Source organism: Streptococcus oralis subsp. tigurinus (assembly GCF_002093575.1).
GTDB lineage: Bacteria > Bacillota > Bacilli > Lactobacillales > Streptococcaceae > Streptococcus > Streptococcus oralis_CH.
Genome location: NZ_LNVH01000007.1, coordinates 80,901 through 95,428 on the forward strand (window position 1 = coordinate 80,901; position 14,528 = coordinate 95,428).

The following is a 14,528-nucleotide window of genomic DNA, read 5'->3' on the forward strand; positions in this document are numbered from 1 at the left end:
TCCTTATTGGATCACTGCTCCTGTTTCAAAGTCAACCAGATAGTACTGGTTTCCTGACTTAACTTCCCAAATCGGCTTGTCCTGATAGCGACCAAAAGTAATCTTGTCAATGTCGCTAGCTCCTTTTTCCCTCGAAATCGTCGCTGCCTTGTCTTGAGAAATCCCCTTATCAAGCTGATAAACATAAATCTTGTGGTCATTCTTTTCAATCAGTACGGCAATGGCCTCTTGCTTTTTATTATGTCCTAAAACGCTGTAATAACCTTCTAGTCCATTATAAAAATCAACCTGATCTGCCTTTTCCAATTCTGCATACTGCTTGGCTAGTTTTTCTCCCTCAACTCTAGCATCTTGATAGGGTTTCATGCTGAGTGATATCAGATAAAGGAAGGAAGTGGTCATGACTAGTACTACCAGAGCAATGCCGATTCCATACTGTAAAAGTAGCTTGTTTTTTGCTTTTTTCTGTCTTAGTTTCACTCGTCTATTTTACCATCTCTCCTTCTTTATTACAAGTGAAGACGGGAACATTCTAAGATTCTTTTCCTATAAAATGTAAGTTCTTGTTTTTCTCTCTCATTATTGATAAAATAGCCTTATGAAACAATACTTAAAAGAGAAAATTTCCGATAATCAATTAGACTTAAAAACAGCTATCGTCCTCAACAAAGCCATACGGACTTTTAAACCATATGAAGCCAAGGCTGCTAAAGAACACGGGCTAACACCCACCCAATTTTCAGTTTTGGAAACCCTCTATAGCAAGGGGGAACTACGCATTCAGGATTTGATTGAAAAAATGCTAGCCACTTCTGGAAACATGACTGTTGTCATTCGAAATATGGTTCGAGATGGATGGATTTCTAGAACTTGTGACCCCAAGGATCGTCGCTCTTTTTTCCTGAAATTAACACCTGCAGGACGCAGAAAAATCGAAGAGGTTCTTCCTGACCATATCGATTCTATAGTAGAAGCACTCAGCATCTTGGAAGATGGCGAAAAGGAAGAGTTAATCCGCATTTTAAAAAAATTTAAAAATTTATGAGCAAAATTATTGCTAATTAGTATCATTTGTTGTAACATAGATGGTAACAAAAGAGTCCACTCTTTGAATTTTAAACTAAAGGAGACACAACATGTCTAAAAAAGTATTATTTATCGTCGGTTCACTACGCCAAGGTTCTTTCAACCACCAAATGGCCCTCGAAGCTGAAAAAGCACTTGCTGGAAAAGCGGAAGTTAGCTATCTTGATTACTCAGCTATTCCTCTCTTCAGCCAAGATCTTGAAGTTCCAACTCATTCAGCTGTTGCTGCTGCTCGTGAAGCAGTCCTTGCTGCAGACGCGATCTGGATCTTCTCTCCAGTCTACAACTTCTCTATCCCTGGAACAGTAAAGAACTTGCTTGACTGGCTCTCTCGCGCCCTTGACTTGTCTGATACACGTGGCGCTTCTGCCCTCCAAGACAAGTTTGTTACTGTCTCATCTGTAGCCAATGCCGGTCACGATCAACTCTTTGCGATTTACAAAGACCTCTTGCCATTTATCCGTACACAAGTCGTTGGTGACTTTACAGCTGCTCGTGTCAATGACTCTGCTTGGGCAGACGGAAAATTGGTGTTAGAAGAAACAACTGCTTCATCACTTGCCAAACAAGCTGACAACCTTCTTGCAGCCATCAACTAATCAAACAAAAACCAGCTCATTCGAGCTGGTTTTATGCTTGTTTCACAAAGACAAGTTCTAAGTCACTAGATAAATCAGGTCGATAGTCAAAATTGGCAAAGCTGAGCTTACGAGCTTGTTCGACGGTTTGGACTTGCCCCTCTATCAAGGCGGTCAAAAAGGCGCCACGGGCTTTTTTTGAAATAGTTGAGTGCATTTTCAGCTGACCTGCCTTGTCCTCCATAAATTTGAAGGTCACCATCTTTTCTCTGATTTCCTTCGAAAATACGGTTTCAAACTCTGATGATAGGAGGGAGAATATCAAGTTCTCATCCTGTAGGGCCTCATCGTAGGCTGACTTCCAATGACTCTTTAAAGTCTTACCAGCTACTTTTAACTTCATCAGAAAGTCCAAACGGTGAGGAGCCATGGGAGATAAGGCAGGGACAACACCGTATAAAGCCGAGGTAATCAGGACATGATTTTCAAGATAAGTTCGTTCAGCCTCGGTTAACTCATCTCGTTTGATGTGGCGATACATGAGACCATCGAAAAGTTTCAAGGCTGGATAATGTTTAGCCCTGTGATCTTTTAGAGCTTGAATATGAGCGTACTCTTCTTCTGCTTTCTCGGCAGATACCTTATAAAAAGTCTCTAATTCACTAGCTGAGTAATGCGCAAGTGAATCAAGGACTGCCTGACTTTCTTCCCTCAAGGGGAGCGCTTCGATACAAGGATAGTTTGTGTTCATTTCTTTTGCTGTTGGGATTAAAATTTTCATATTGTTAGTGTAGCATATTTTTCAATCACGACCAAGAATTTCATCTTAAAAACCTCGGTTCACACCGAGGTTTGTCTGTTTATTTTGGCCATCCTAACCAGATAGCTACGAGAACAAGGGCTGTGCCAGCTAAGCTTGTTAAGATAGATAAGAATTTATCTTTTTTCTCCTTGAACTGAGAAAACCTATTTTTATACTCAATGAAAATCAAAGAGCAAACTAGGAAGCTAGCCGCAGGCTGTACTTGAGTACGGCAAGGCGACGCTGACGTAGTTTGAATTTGATTTTCGAAGAGTATTATTGTACTTTAAAGGTCTTGAGATAATTATCTTTTCCAACTTGACCTTCAAAGGATTGGCCATTTTCGAGGTAAGGAAGGTCGTCTGACACGGAAGCCTTGACCTTATAAATCTTGCCATCAATTTTGAAGAAGTAGACAGTATCACCTTTGATGACAGCTGATTTAAGATCTGAAACCACTCCCTTGATGTTTTCTACCGTTTCATTATCCAGCTCGAGGTCGTTTTTATTGGCATACTTGCTGAGGAGTTCATCTACCGTAGTTGCTACGATAACGTTTTGGTACTCCACGGCATCGACCAATGCATACTCCTTGACCAAGCCTGCATTGTCCTTCAAGCCCATGATATAGAGAGGCTTGTCATTGAGATTAACAAGGATAGGGAAGGTAGCCTTGTAGGCCTTCTCTTGCACTGCTCCTTCTGCAGAAGCACGGGCTGATTCTTCGGTTGCTGAAGCTAGATTGTACTTGGTGATTTCACCAGTGCGCATATTTTCAAGGATAAACCCTAGATTACTTTCGTCAGCATTTGCTGAAGTCACCCCTGTGTAGAGATAAATGTCATTTCCGATAGAAAGATAGTTATAGCCTTCTGTCGTTTGGGTAACATTTTTCTTAGAAATCAAGGCATTCCAGAAGCCGTCTTTATACTTGCCGTTGTAGTTGATTTGCTCGATAGTTTCTTCAGCTGGATAGACACGATCCACCCATTCTGGCACTTCATCCAAGTTGTATTCCTTGGTTTCGCCATTGGTAGCGTCTAAGATAATGACAGATGAAGGACGAGGTACTCCTAGACCAAACTGCTTTTGATAAACGGTTGCTACATAGAAAGGATTGCCTTCATCATCCACCTCAAAGGATGGCGTTTTAAAAATCTTGGTTGGGTACTTGATCCGAAGATGGCGTTTGACGTCTCGGTTAAAATACTCGGAGTCCGAATACTTCATGGGCGTTTTTAAATCCACTAATTCCGCATTTCCTGTCACCATATCAACCTTGATATACTCGCCAATTCCCTTGGACTGATTATTAAACCATTTGATCGGGTCGGCATACTCCAAAGGAGTCACCCGATAAGGTTTGCCATCAACCGTCAGCTGAGTATAAGTATCTGCTGCTACGTACTGGGATACCTTATCCGTCAGAGAGCCCAGGTAACGGTCACCGATCTTTTCTGCAGTGCTCCGATCTAGGATTGGAACCTTACTGGTATCACTCTTAGGAAAATCTTTAAAGTCTTTTTCTGTGATAGACACCACATTAGCATAGTTTTTTGCTTGGAAAAAGCTAGAGGTCACTAGGCTTACCAGACCAGCAAGGGCAAAGATAAGGCCTGCAGCCAGCAACAATCCTCCACCTAATTTATTAAAATGAAGCCCTTCTAGATTGAGTTCGTTGGCAACCTTTCCATGACGTACGTGAACTGTCTTGAAAGGATTGGTATCCCTTCGAAAACTAAACAAAATTCCCATCACCACCAAATGTCCACATAGGAAAAAGATAAATTCCCAGCTAGTAAGATTAAGTGGCGGCAAAAAGATATACCAAGTCGTTGCGATAAAAACAAGTTCAAAAAGTATGCGTTTCATCTGAGTTCCTCCTAAATAATCCGTCCTTCCAAATGATCCAGTTCATGCTGGCAGATCTGAGCTGGAAAACCTGTCAGCGTAATGGTCTGTTCCTGCCACTTGCTATCGCGATAGGAAACCGTAATCGTTTCATAACGAGTCGTTAGCCGTACCCCAGTCAAGGACAAACAACCTTCCTCTGTCTCGTAAGGTCCTTTATAGGAAAGGAGAACGGGATTAAACATGACTATGGGAACCAAGCCAAGATTAAAGATAATGACACGCTTCTGCACGCCAATCATATTGGCCGCCAGACCAACACAGGTCTCGCGATTGGCTAGCAGGGTATCCTGTAAATCTCTAGCCAGATAAAGGTCTTCCTGACTTGCAGCTTTCGAGACCTGCGACAGGAATAAGACATCTCGGACAATTTTCTTTTCCATTCTCTTACGCTCCTTGCCATTTTACTTTATTATAGCACAAAAGAGGATAACTTCTAACCATTCTCCTCAAATGCAAAAAAAGCCATCCGAAGATGACTTTCTTTTTAAATCGCGTTCTTATCAAAACCAAGCTTGCGTTGAACAAACTTAACGATTTCGACAATGAGTATCATTGAGAAGCTTCCGCCCATAACGATTCCCCATTGTGATAAGTCTAGTTTGGTTACGTGGAAGATGCTTTCTAATGGGTCGATAACAATAGTTGATGCTAGTAAAATAAATGAAACCAAGATTGACCAGTTGAAAGTTTTAGATTTAAATGGACCAACAGTCAAAATAGACTGGTAAACAGATTTTACATTGTAGGCATGGAAGAGCTGGATCAAACCAAGTGTTGCAAAGGCCATAGTAAGAGCATCAGCGTGGATAGCTTGATTGTCACCCACATGAACTGGGTAAAGAAGGGCAAGACCATAAACGGCCAGAACAAGGGCGCCTTGAAGGAGACCTTGATAGATAATGGAACTCATGACCCCACCTGAGAAGAAGCTTGACTTGCGTCCACGTGGCTTGTGGGTCATAACACCTGGCTCAGCTGGCTCAACACCGAGAGCGATAGCTGGGAAGGTATCTGTTACCAAGTTGATCCACAAGAGATGAACTGGCTGTAGGACATCCCAACCAAACAAGGTTGATAGGAAGATGGTTAATACTTCAGCCGTATTGGCAGAAAGTAGGTACTGAATAGTCTTTTGAATGTTTGAGAAGACCTTACGTCCTTCTTCAACTGCAACAATAATAGTCGCAAAATTATCATCTGCAAGGATCATGTCAGAAGCACCTTTAGAGACCTCTGTACCAGTGATTCCCATACCGATACCGATATCGGCTGTTTTCAGAGCTGGCGCATCGTTGACACCGTCCCCTGTCATGGCAACGACCTTACCTTGGTTTTGCCAAGCTTTCACGATACGAACCTTGTGCTCCGGAGATACACGCGCATAAACAGAGTATTGATCAACGACTTTTTCAAATTCTTCATCTGAAAGTTCGTTAAGCTCAGCACCAGTCAAAACATGGTCTTCCGAGTCATTTTCGTCGATAATTCCCAAACGTTTAGCAATAGCTTCTGCTGTATCTTGGTGGTCACCCGTGATCATGATTGGACGGATTCCCGCTTCCTTAGCGACACGAACGGCTTCTGCCGCTTCGGCACGCTCAGGGTCAATCATCCCAATCAAACCAGTAAAGATCAAGTTGTTTTCAAGCTCTTCAGAAGTAAGATTTTCTGGAATACTATCGATAATCTTATAAGCACCTGCAAGGACACGCAAGGCTTGGTGAGCCATTTCAGAGTTGTTTGTATGGATTAATTCAGTGACTTGATTATCAATCGGAGCAATATCTCCTGCCTTATCACGAGCAACACAACGTTTCAAGAGTTGATCTGGGGCCCCTTTGACTGCCACGAGGAATTTACCATCTGGCAATGGGTGAACTGTCGACATGAGTTTACGATCTGAGTCAAATGGCAACTCGGCAACACGAGGATATTTCTCTAAGAACCCTTTAACATCATAGCCCTTGTCCAAGGCATACTGGATGAAGGCTGTTTCCGTTGGGTCCCCGATCAGGTTTCCTTCAGCATCAATCTTAGTATCGTTGGCCAAGACAACTGAACGAAGTAGTGGCATGTCCAAGCCAAGTTCAATATCATCAGCTGAGTCATGTAGGGCTGCATCGTAGAAGACTTTTTCGACGGTCATCTTGTTCATGGTCAGCGTACCAGTCTTATCAGAAGCGATGATTTCTGTTGAACCAAGCGTTTCAACTGCTGGCAACTTACGAACGATAGAGTTTCGTTTTGCCAAAACTTGAGTACCAAGGGCAAGAACGATGGTCACGATAGCAGGAAGCCCTTCTGGGATGGCTGCAACAGCAAGCGCAACAGATGTCATCAACTCACCAAGTGGATCTTTACCTTGAATGAAGACTCCAACTACAAAAGTAACAAGGGCAATGACCAAAATTGCATAGGTCAAAACCTTAGAAAGGTCGTTCAAGTTTTGTTTGAGTGGTGTGTCTGTCTCATCCGCATCTTGGAGCATGCCAGCGATATGACCAACTTCAGTGTACATACCTGTATTGACAACAACACCAAGACCTCGACCATAGGTCACGTTTGAGTTCTGGAAGGCCATATTGACACGGTCACCAATACCAGCATCTGTAGCGAGTTCTACAGTCAAATCTTTTTCAACTGGAACAGACTCACCTGTCAAGGCTGCTTCTTCGATTTTAAGAGAATTAGCTTCTAGCAAACGTAGGTCTGCTGGCACTACATCACCAGCTTCGAGAGCTACGATATCACCTGGCACCAATTCTTTGGAATCAATTTCTGCCATGTGTCCATCACGAATAACGCGAGCAGCTGGACTCGACATAGACTTGAGGGCTTCGATGGCTTCTTCTGCTTTTCCTTCTTGGTAAACACCAAAGGCAGCATTGATGATAACCACGGCTAGGATAATGATGGCATCTGCGATATCTTCTCCACCAGAAGTTACGACTGACAAGATAGCCGCAGCAACTAGGATGATAATCATCAAATCCTTAAATTGCTCGATAAACTTGACTAGGAGAGATTTTTTCTCACCCTCTTCCAGTTCATTGCGTCCATATTCAGCTTGGCGTTTTTGTGCTTCGCTTGACGAAAGACCTTGCTCAGTTGCTTCAACTGACTTCAAGACCTCTTCAGGACTTTGAGTATAAAACGCTTGGCGTTTTTGTTCTTTTGACATGTGTCTCCTCCTTGACATTGTGTGCAAAACAAGTTCTCTTTTAGTTTTATGACAAACAAAAAGAGACCTGTTAATCATAACAAGTCTCGCTGTTTAAGATAGTGCCGGAAAACATACTTTTCAGTATACAATTCGGAATGACGACACTATCACAGGTTTCTGCCAGCTACTCCCTTGAGTAGTACTATTATATCAAAATTTGAAAAGTTTTCAATCATTAAAATTCGATGAAGGAGGACTAAATTTGAATTTTCCCGCAAAAACCAGTATAATGAAAGAATATTACTTATACTGAAAAGGAAGTTTGATGAAACAATCAATCTCAAATCTCAAGTTAGCTGAGCGTGGTGCCATTGTCAGTATCTCGACCTACTTACTCTTATCAGCAGCTAAGTTAGCAACTGGTCACCTCCTGCATTCTTCCAGTTTGGTGGCAGATGGTTTTAACAACGTATCCGATATTATCGGAAATGTTGCTCTCTTGATTGGGATTCGGATGGCCCGCCAACCTGCAGACCGTGACCATCGCTTTGGTCACTGGAAGATTGAAGATTTGGCTAGCTTGATTACTTCCATCATCATGTTCTATGTTGGTTTTGATGTGCTTCGGGACACCATTCAAAAAATCCTCAGTCGGGAACAAACACCCATTGATCCTCTGGGAGCATTTCTAGGAATCATTTCAGCAGCGGTCATGTTTGCTGTTTATCTCTATAACACACGCCTCAGTAAGAAATCCAAATCCAAGGCTCTCAAGGCAGCTGCTAAGGACAATCTTTCCGATGCTGTCACCTCACTTGGGACTTCCATTGCTATCCTAGCCAGCAGTTTCAATTATCCTATCGTGGATAAACTGGTTGCTATCATCATCACTTTCTTTATCTTAAAAACAGCCTATGATATCTTCATCGAGTCTTCCTTCAGTCTTTCAGATGGCTTTGATGACCGTCTGCTAGAGGACTACCAAAAGGCCATCATGGAGATTCCAAAGATTAGTAAGGTCAAGTCCCAAAGAGGGCGTACCTACGGTAGCAACATCTACCTTGATATCACCTTAGAAATGAATCCCGACTTATCTGTCTATGAAAGTCATGAGATTGCAGATCAGGTCGAGTCCATGCTAGAAGAGCGTTTTGGAGTCTTTGATACCGATGTCCATATTGAGCCAGCTCCCATACCTGAAGACGAGATTTTAGACAATGTCTATAAAAAACTGCTCATGCGCGAGCAATTGATTGATCAGGGAAATCAACTGGAAGAACTCTTGGCTGAGGACTTTATCTATATCCGTCAAGATGGAGAACAGATGGATAAAGAGGCTTATAAGTCTGAAAAAGAACTTAAAGCTGCGATTAAGGACATTCAGATTACCTCCATTAGTCAGAAAACCAAGCTCATATGCTATGAGATGGACGGAATCATCCATACCAGCATCTGGCGTCGCCATGAGACTTGGCAAAATATCTTCCACCAGGAAACTAAAAAAGAAGAATAGAAAAATCCTGTCGTAATGACAGGATTTTTCTATTCACCTAACTATCAAAGTCACTTAGATATTCATAGCGTTCGTATTTTTCAAGGAGTTCTTCGTTTTTCTCGTCTAGTTCTTTCTGAAGGGTCGCTAGTTTGCCAAAGTCAGAGCCATTTGCCTGCATCTCTTCTTCAATGGCTGCGATACGATTTTCCAAGGCTTCAATATTCCCTTCAATGCTTGCCCACTCCTGTTTTTCTTGGTAGGTCATGCGTTTCTTATCTTCACGGACCTTGACCACTTTTTCTTTTTCAGCCTTTTGCACTTGATTGGCCATCTCTGTTTCAAAGGCTTTTTCATCAAGGTAGTCGGTGTAATGACCAAAGAAAGGACGAATCTTGCCATCCTCAAAAGCGAGAATCTTGGTCGCTACCTTATCCAGGAAATAACGGTCGTGGCTAACTGTCAAGACAGGACCCGCAAAGCCCTGCAAGAAATTCTCCAAAACTGTCAAGGTCGCAATATCTAGATCATTTGTCGGCTCATCTAAAAGAAGAACATTTGGTTTTTCCAAAAGCAATTTGAGGAGATAAAGACGCTTTTTCTCGCCACCAGACAATTTCTCAATCAAGGTTCCATGCATCGAACGTGGGAAGAGGAACTGCTCTAGCAACTCAGCGATGGAAGTCGTAGAACCACCACTGGTCTTGACCTCTTCTGCCACTTCCTGCAGGTAATTGATAACGCGCTTGCTTTCATCCAATCCCTCAATTTGTTGAGAGAAATAGGCAATGCGAACCGTCTCACCGATGATAACTTGACCTTTAGTTGGCTCAAGACTTCCTGCAATCAGATTGAGAAGAGTTGACTTCCCTACACCGTTATCCCCAACAATTCCGATACGGTCTTTAGCTTGCACCAAGAGATTAAAATCTTGCAAAATGGGCTTGTTTTCATAGGCAAAGGAAACATCCTGAAACTCGATGACTTTCTTCCCAATCCGACTGGTTTCAAAGTTCATGGTTAAGTCTGTTTCAGCAACGCCACCTGAAACTTCTTTTTTCAAATCGTGGAAACGATTGATACGGGCCTGTTGCTTGGTCGCACGTGCCTGTGGTTGTCTGCGCATCCAGGCCAGTTCTTGCTTATAAAGTTGTTCTTTTTTGTGGAGAAGAGCTACGTCACGCTCATCTTGTTCCGCTTTTAGGCGGACATAGTCCTGATAATTCCCCTGATACTCGGTCAAGCCTGCGCGGTCCAACTCGAAAATCCGCGTTGATAGTGCATCTAGGAAATAACGATCATGTGTGATAAAGAGAACGGTCTTCTTGGAATTTTTCAAAAAAAGAGTCAGCCACTCAATGGTCGCAATATCCAGGTGGTTGGTCGGCTCGTCCAGAAGCAAGAGGTCGTGGTTTCCTAGGAGAACTTGCGCCAACTGAACCCGTCTTCTCAGACCGCCTGACAATTCACCAACTGGAGTCGACAAGTCCTGAATACCCAGCTTGCTGAGGACCGTCTTGACCTGGCTTTCAATTTCCCAGGCTTGGAGAGAATCCATCTCTGCCATGACCCGTTCCAAACGAGCCTGCTTGTCCTCACTGTAGTTGAGCATGATTAACTCATACTCACGAATCAACTGGATTTCCTTGAGGTCGCTGGAGAGAACCGTGTCCAAAACTGTCTTGCTATCATCAAAATCTGGATTCTGGGTCAAGTAGCCAATCTTATAGTCATTCTTAGCTGAAAAAGGACTGACATCCCCGTCAAAGCCAGAAACACCAGAAAGGACATCTAACAGAGTGGTCTTACCAGTCCCATTGACACCAATCAGACCGATTCTGTCCAAGTCATGGATGATAAAAGAAATATCCTTAAAAACGGTCTTGTCACCGATGGATTTGCTTAGTTTTTCAACGATAAAATCACTCATTTTTTCTCCCTCAGGTAAGCATGGATTGCTTGACGATCATTTTCCAATTCTCCATCGACAATGGCAAACTCAATCTCTGTTAAAATCTCTCCCAAGTCTGGTCCTGGCTGGTAACCATATTCCTTAATCAAAATTCCACCGTTAATCTGAATTTCTTTCTTGTCATGAATGGTCAAACTCTGGTAAGTTTCTGTGATGGCTTGTGGATTGACTTCTTTTCCTTGGGCCTGACGAAGATTTTCAGCCTGTAAAAGTAAATCCAAGTCAAAGCGATAACAATCACGCTTGCTCAATTCTCCCTTTTCACGCAAGGCCAAAATAGTCAGCAAATCCTGAACCTGCTTGGCAAACTGGCGTGAGGTCTTCCAAGCTTTCAAAAATGGCTGCGCATCTTCAATCTCCAAAACCCACAAGAGAGCTGCCCAGGCTTGTTCAGAAGATTCAAAAATGAAATCAGTCTCCAAATCAAACAGTCTGTTGAGCTTGTCCTGGCTAGATGCCATATCAGGGAGATAATCATAAGCTTGACTCTCAATCATAGAAGCCAAGCCCCTTCTCCAAAATGGAGCCAGCAAGAGTTTATCAAACTCAACGAAGGTACGTTCTACAGAAATTTTCTCCAAGAGTGGTGTCAAAGTCTTCATCGCCTCAAAAGTTTCTGACTCAAGTTTAAAACCGAGACTGGCCTGAAAACGGAAACCACGCATAATCCGCAGAGCATCTTCGTTGAAACGCTCACTAGCCACTCCAACTGCTCGCAAGACTTGGTTTTTCAAATCTTCTAAACCATGGAACAAGTCAATGATTTCGCCTGTCTCATCCAAGGCAAAGGCATTAACTGTGAAATCACGACGTTTGAGGTCTTCTTCTAGCGAACGCACAAAGGAAACCGCACTGGGTCTACGATAGTCCACATAGACATCTTCAGTTCGAAAGGTCGTTACCTCATACTCCTCATCCCCATCTAAGACCAAGACAGTTCCGTGCTCGATTCCGATATCAGCTGTTCGCGGAAAAATCTGCTTGGTCTCCTCTGGATAGGAAGAAGTCGCAATATCCACATCGTGGATGGGACGATTGAGGAGGGCATCTCGAACAGAGCCCCCAACAAAATAGGCTTCAAAGCCTGCTTCTTTAATTTTTTCTAATACTGGTAAAGCCTTCTGAAATTCAGAAGGCATTTGCGTTAATCTCATAATAAGTGTTCTAATCCATAGACAAGCTCATGACGCTTGACAACTTCTTTGATTCCCAAATTGACCCCTGTCATGAAGGAGCTGCGATCATAGGAGTCATGACGGATGGTCAATCCTTCTCCCTGATTTCCAAAGATGACTTCTTGATGAGCTACCAAGCCTGGTAGACGAACCGAGTGAATACGCATGCCATCAAAGTCAGCACCACGGGCACCTGCAATCAACTCTTCCTCATCAGGCGCACCTTGTTGGATAGACTCTCGCACTTCCGCTATCAGCTCGGCCGTTTTAATGGCTGTTCCGCTCGGAGCATCTTTTTTCTTGTCATGATGGAGCTCGATAATCTCCACATTTGGGAAATATTTTGCAGCCTGCGTCGCAAATTGCATAAGTAAGACAGCACCCAAGGCAAAATTAGGGGCAATCAAACCACCCAAATCTTGTTCACGGGAAAATGCTTTTAGTTCTGCAATTTCTTCACTAGTAAAGCCTGTTGTTCCAACTACTGGAGCAAAGCCATTTTCAAGAGCAAAGCGTGTATTTTCGTAGGCAACGGCTGGTGTAGTAAAGTCTACCCAGACATCCGCTTCAAACCCGGCTAAATCAGCCTTATCATTAAAGACAGGAATCCCCTGCCACTCTGACTCAGACTCAAAAGGATCCAAAACTGCGACCAAGTCCAAGTCTGGATCAGCCAAGACCATCTGACAAGCAGCTTGGCCCATCTTTCCCTTAAAACCGGCAATAATTACTCGAATACTCATCTCTACTCCTGACTAAGATACAAAGGACGTTAGCTGCCCATGAAAAATAGGGAATGGCGCTGACTTTCCATGAAAGGCAAGACAGGCATCTTTTTTCAAGAGGCAGATAGTCCGTGTTCAATTTCTAAGATACAAAGCCTGTAAAAACACAAAGTGAAAATAGGAGTTCTGATCAAGGAGTGTCTCCTCCTTGGAAGAACTATCTTTTTCACACAGGGTTCCAGGCATGTTCAATTATCAAGATACAAAGGACGTTAGTTGCCCATGAAAAATAGGGAATGACGCTGACTTTCCACGAAAGGCAAGACAGGCATCTTTTTCAAGAGGCAGATAGTCCTTGTTCAATTTCTAAGATACAAATCCTGTAAGAACAATCTAGACGATTGGTGTATAACTCAAGGCGATACTACCTTCTCCAAGGTGGGTACCAATGACACTACCAAAGGTATTAATTGGAATCTCAGAAGTCACACCACTCTCCATCAAAAGCTGGCGCAAATCCACTGCCTTTTGAGGAGCATTGCCATGGATGACTGTGATACGGTAATTCCCATCTTTTGTTGACTCTTTGATGATTTCCACCAAACGTTTGATTGCCTTCTTTTCTGTACGAACTTTTTCGTAAACTTCAATCACCCCTTGGTCATTGAAGTAAAGAATAGGCTTGATACTAAGGAGATTCCCTAAGATAGCAGCCCCATTTGACAAACGTCCTCCCTTAACCAAGTGATCAAGATCATCTACTATGATAAAGGCTGAATTATCAGCAATTTGGATAGCCAACTTCTCCTGAATCTGAGCAAAATCATCACCCTGCTCTGCCCATTCAAAGGCACTCTCTACCATAAATCCTAGAGGAGCACTTGTAATATGAGTGTCAGGAAAAGCAATGGTCAAACCTTCATACTCGTCCACCATGTATTGGATATTCTGATAAAAACCTGAAATCCCTGACGAAAGAAAGAGCCCCAAAACATGGGTATAACCCTCATCTTTCAAAGAACTTAGAATCTCATCCAATTTGGCAATACTTGGTTGACTAGTTTTAGGCAATTCTGCAGACTGAGCCATTTTTTTATAAAATTCCTCAGCAGTCAGATTGATACCTTCAACATACTCCTCCCCATCAATATTGACAGGAATATCCAAGATAAATAGATTCTCTCTTTGCAGTGTCTTCTCCTCTAAATAAGCTGAAGAATCTGTAATGACAGCTAATTTCATAACTAAAACTCCAAATTGATCCCTGGAAGATCCAAGGCGATTTCTGTTACTTCATACGTCAAACGATTGAGCATGTTCAAGCATGGACGTGCCAAGAGTTCAACTTCTTCTTGATTAAATTCACTTGGTTCGTTGACAATACGGCCTTCCACATGGTTAACTTGGGAAATCGTTCCGCTGATGACAAATTTGTCAAAGACGATCATAAAGCTCAAGATGACAACTAGCGAGGTTACTTGGTTTTCCTGGTCGTATTGGAGCAACTGGAAATTCACGTCTACCTTGGTTTCAGGAGCCCCATTTTCATTTTCCCATTCAAAGTTACGAGCATCAAAGTGATACTGGCTAACAAATTCTTGTTCTCGTTTAAGATTCATTT

At 42.7% G+C, this 14,528-nt stretch carries 14 protein-coding genes; 3 read left to right on the top strand and 11 right to left on the bottom strand.

Translation table 11 applies throughout. The features are described from left to right. Positions 1-3: 3 nt before the first annotated feature. Positions 4-480 (bottom strand): cell wall elongation regulator TseB-like domain-containing protein, encoded by a 477-nt coding sequence (locus tag ATE37_RS08810; RefSeq protein WP_070800033.1) that lies wholly within the window; start codon positions 478-480, stop codon positions 4-6. A 118-nt stretch (positions 481-598) separates the two neighbouring features. On the opposite strand from ATE37_RS08810, the gene ATE37_RS08815 reads away from it, so the two are divergent. After that, positions 599-1,045: a MarR family winged helix-turn-helix transcriptional regulator gene (locus tag ATE37_RS08815; RefSeq protein ID WP_025172773.1), complete on the top strand. Its 447-nt coding sequence runs from the start codon at positions 599-601 to the stop codon at positions 1,043-1,045. Between the two features lie 91 nt (positions 1,046-1,136). Beyond that, positions 1,137-1,685, top strand: coding sequence for an NADPH-dependent FMN reductase (locus tag ATE37_RS08820; protein ID WP_084868757.1), 549 nt, complete (start codon positions 1,137-1,139; stop codon positions 1,683-1,685). A 31-nt stretch (positions 1,686-1,716) separates the two neighbouring features. On the opposite strand, the gene yaaA is transcribed toward ATE37_RS08820, so the two are convergent. The 5 genes from yaaA to ATE37_RS08845 all read right to left on the bottom strand — a co-directional run bounded on the left by yaaA (position 1,717) and on the right by ATE37_RS08845 (position 7,561). Further along, a complete protein-coding gene (gene yaaA, locus ATE37_RS08825) occupies positions 1,717-2,445 on the bottom strand; it encodes a peroxide stress protein YaaA (protein ID WP_084868758.1) in 729 nt (242 codons plus the stop codon). A gap of 79 nt (positions 2,446-2,524) precedes the next feature. Beyond that, complete coding sequence (locus ATE37_RS08830; RefSeq protein WP_002874755.1) at positions 2,525-2,656, bottom strand: DUF3953 domain-containing protein; 132 nt, start codon at positions 2,654-2,656, stop codon at positions 2,525-2,527. Positions 2,657-2,742: 86 nt separating this feature from the next. After that, the gene (locus tag ATE37_RS08835; protein WP_084868759.1) at positions 2,743-4,338 is read right to left on the bottom strand and encodes a hypothetical protein; all 1,596 of its coding nucleotides are present in this window, start codon (positions 4,336-4,338) and stop codon (positions 2,743-2,745) included. Between the two features lie 11 nt (positions 4,339-4,349). Next, positions 4,350-4,760, bottom strand: a complete 411-nt coding sequence (locus ATE37_RS08840) for a peptide deformylase (protein WP_084868760.1) — start codon at positions 4,758-4,760, stop codon at positions 4,350-4,352. 104 nt (positions 4,761-4,864) lie between these two features. Beyond that, positions 4,865-7,561 (bottom strand): cation-translocating P-type ATPase, encoded by a 2,697-nt coding sequence (locus ATE37_RS08845; RefSeq protein WP_084868761.1) that lies wholly within the window; start codon positions 7,559-7,561, stop codon positions 4,865-4,867. 307 nt (positions 7,562-7,868) lie between these two features. On the opposite strand from ATE37_RS08845, the gene mntE reads away from it, so the two are divergent. After that, positions 7,869-9,056 carry a CDF family manganese efflux transporter MntE gene (mntE, locus tag ATE37_RS08850; RefSeq protein WP_084868762.1) on the top strand — a complete coding sequence of 396 codons (1,188 nt, stop codon included), beginning with the start codon at positions 7,869-7,871 and terminating at the stop codon, positions 9,054-9,056. Between the two features lie 37 nt (positions 9,057-9,093). Here the strand turns inward: mntE and ATE37_RS08855 are convergent, their stop codons facing one another. The 5 genes from ATE37_RS08855 to ATE37_RS08875 all read right to left on the bottom strand — a co-directional run bounded on the left by ATE37_RS08855 (position 9,094) and on the right by ATE37_RS08875 (position 14,526). Beyond that, a complete protein-coding gene (locus ATE37_RS08855) occupies positions 9,094-10,965 on the bottom strand; it encodes an ABC-F family ATP-binding cassette domain-containing protein (RefSeq protein WP_084868763.1) in 1,872 nt (623 codons plus the stop codon). Next, the gene (locus tag ATE37_RS08860; protein ID WP_084868764.1) at positions 10,962-12,161 is read right to left on the bottom strand and encodes a CCA tRNA nucleotidyltransferase; all 1,200 of its coding nucleotides are present in this window, start codon (positions 12,159-12,161) and stop codon (positions 10,962-10,964) included. Before ATE37_RS08860 ends, ATE37_RS08855 begins: the two co-directional genes overlap by 4 nt. After that, positions 12,158-12,925, bottom strand: a complete 768-nt coding sequence (gene dapB / locus ATE37_RS08865; protein WP_084868765.1) for a 4-hydroxy-tetrahydrodipicolinate reductase — start codon at positions 12,923-12,925, stop codon at positions 12,158-12,160. Before dapB ends, ATE37_RS08860 begins: the two co-directional genes overlap by 4 nt. A 375-nt stretch (positions 12,926-13,300) precedes the next feature. After that, positions 13,301-14,149: a DegV family protein gene (locus ATE37_RS08870; RefSeq protein WP_084868766.1), complete on the bottom strand. Its 849-nt coding sequence runs from the start codon at positions 14,147-14,149 to the stop codon at positions 13,301-13,303. Between the two features lie 2 nt (positions 14,150-14,151). Then, positions 14,152-14,526 (bottom strand): DUF1149 family protein, encoded by a 375-nt coding sequence (locus ATE37_RS08875; protein WP_084868767.1) that lies wholly within the window; start codon positions 14,524-14,526, stop codon positions 14,152-14,154. Positions 14,527-14,528 lie beyond the last annotated feature (2 nt).

Excerpts from the sequence above, each read along its gene's own strand:
- ATE37_RS08870 (WP_084868766.1), bottom strand. The coding sequence starts at position 14,149 with ATGAAATTAGCTGTCATTACAGATTCTTCAGCTTATTTAGAGGAGAAG.
- dapB (WP_084868765.1), bottom strand. The coding sequence starts at position 12,925 with ATGAGTATTCGAGTAATTATTGCCGGTTTTAAGGGAAAGATGGGCCAA.
- ATE37_RS08835 (WP_084868759.1), bottom strand. The coding sequence starts at position 4,338 with ATGAAACGCATACTTTTTGAACTTGTTTTTATCGCAACGACTTGGTAT.
- ATE37_RS08855 (WP_084868763.1), bottom strand. The coding sequence starts at position 10,965 with ATGAGTGATTTTATCGTTGAAAAACTAAGCAAATCCATCGGTGACAAG.
- mntE (WP_084868762.1), top strand. The coding sequence starts at position 7,869 with ATGAAACAATCAATCTCAAATCTCAAGTTAGCTGAGCGTGGTGCCATT.
- ATE37_RS08860 (WP_084868764.1), bottom strand. The coding sequence starts at position 12,161 with ATGAGATTAACGCAAATGCCTTCTGAATTTCAGAAGGCTTTACCAGTA.
- ATE37_RS08820 (WP_084868757.1), top strand. The coding sequence starts at position 1,137 with ATGTCTAAAAAAGTATTATTTATCGTCGGTTCACTACGCCAAGGTTCT.
- ATE37_RS08875 (WP_084868767.1), bottom strand. The coding sequence starts at position 14,526 with ATGAATCTTAAACGAGAACAAGAATTTGTTAGCCAGTATCACTTTGAT.
- ATE37_RS08815 (WP_025172773.1), top strand. The coding sequence starts at position 599 with ATGAAACAATACTTAAAAGAGAAAATTTCCGATAATCAATTAGACTTA.
- ATE37_RS08845 (WP_084868761.1), bottom strand. The coding sequence starts at position 7,561 with ATGTCAAAAGAACAAAAACGCCAAGCGTTTTATACTCAAAGTCCTGAA.
- ATE37_RS08840 (WP_084868760.1), bottom strand. The coding sequence starts at position 4,760 with ATGGAAAAGAAAATTGTCCGAGATGTCTTATTCCTGTCGCAGGTCTCG.
- yaaA (WP_084868758.1), bottom strand. The coding sequence starts at position 2,445 with ATGAAAATTTTAATCCCAACAGCAAAAGAAATGAACACAAACTATCCT.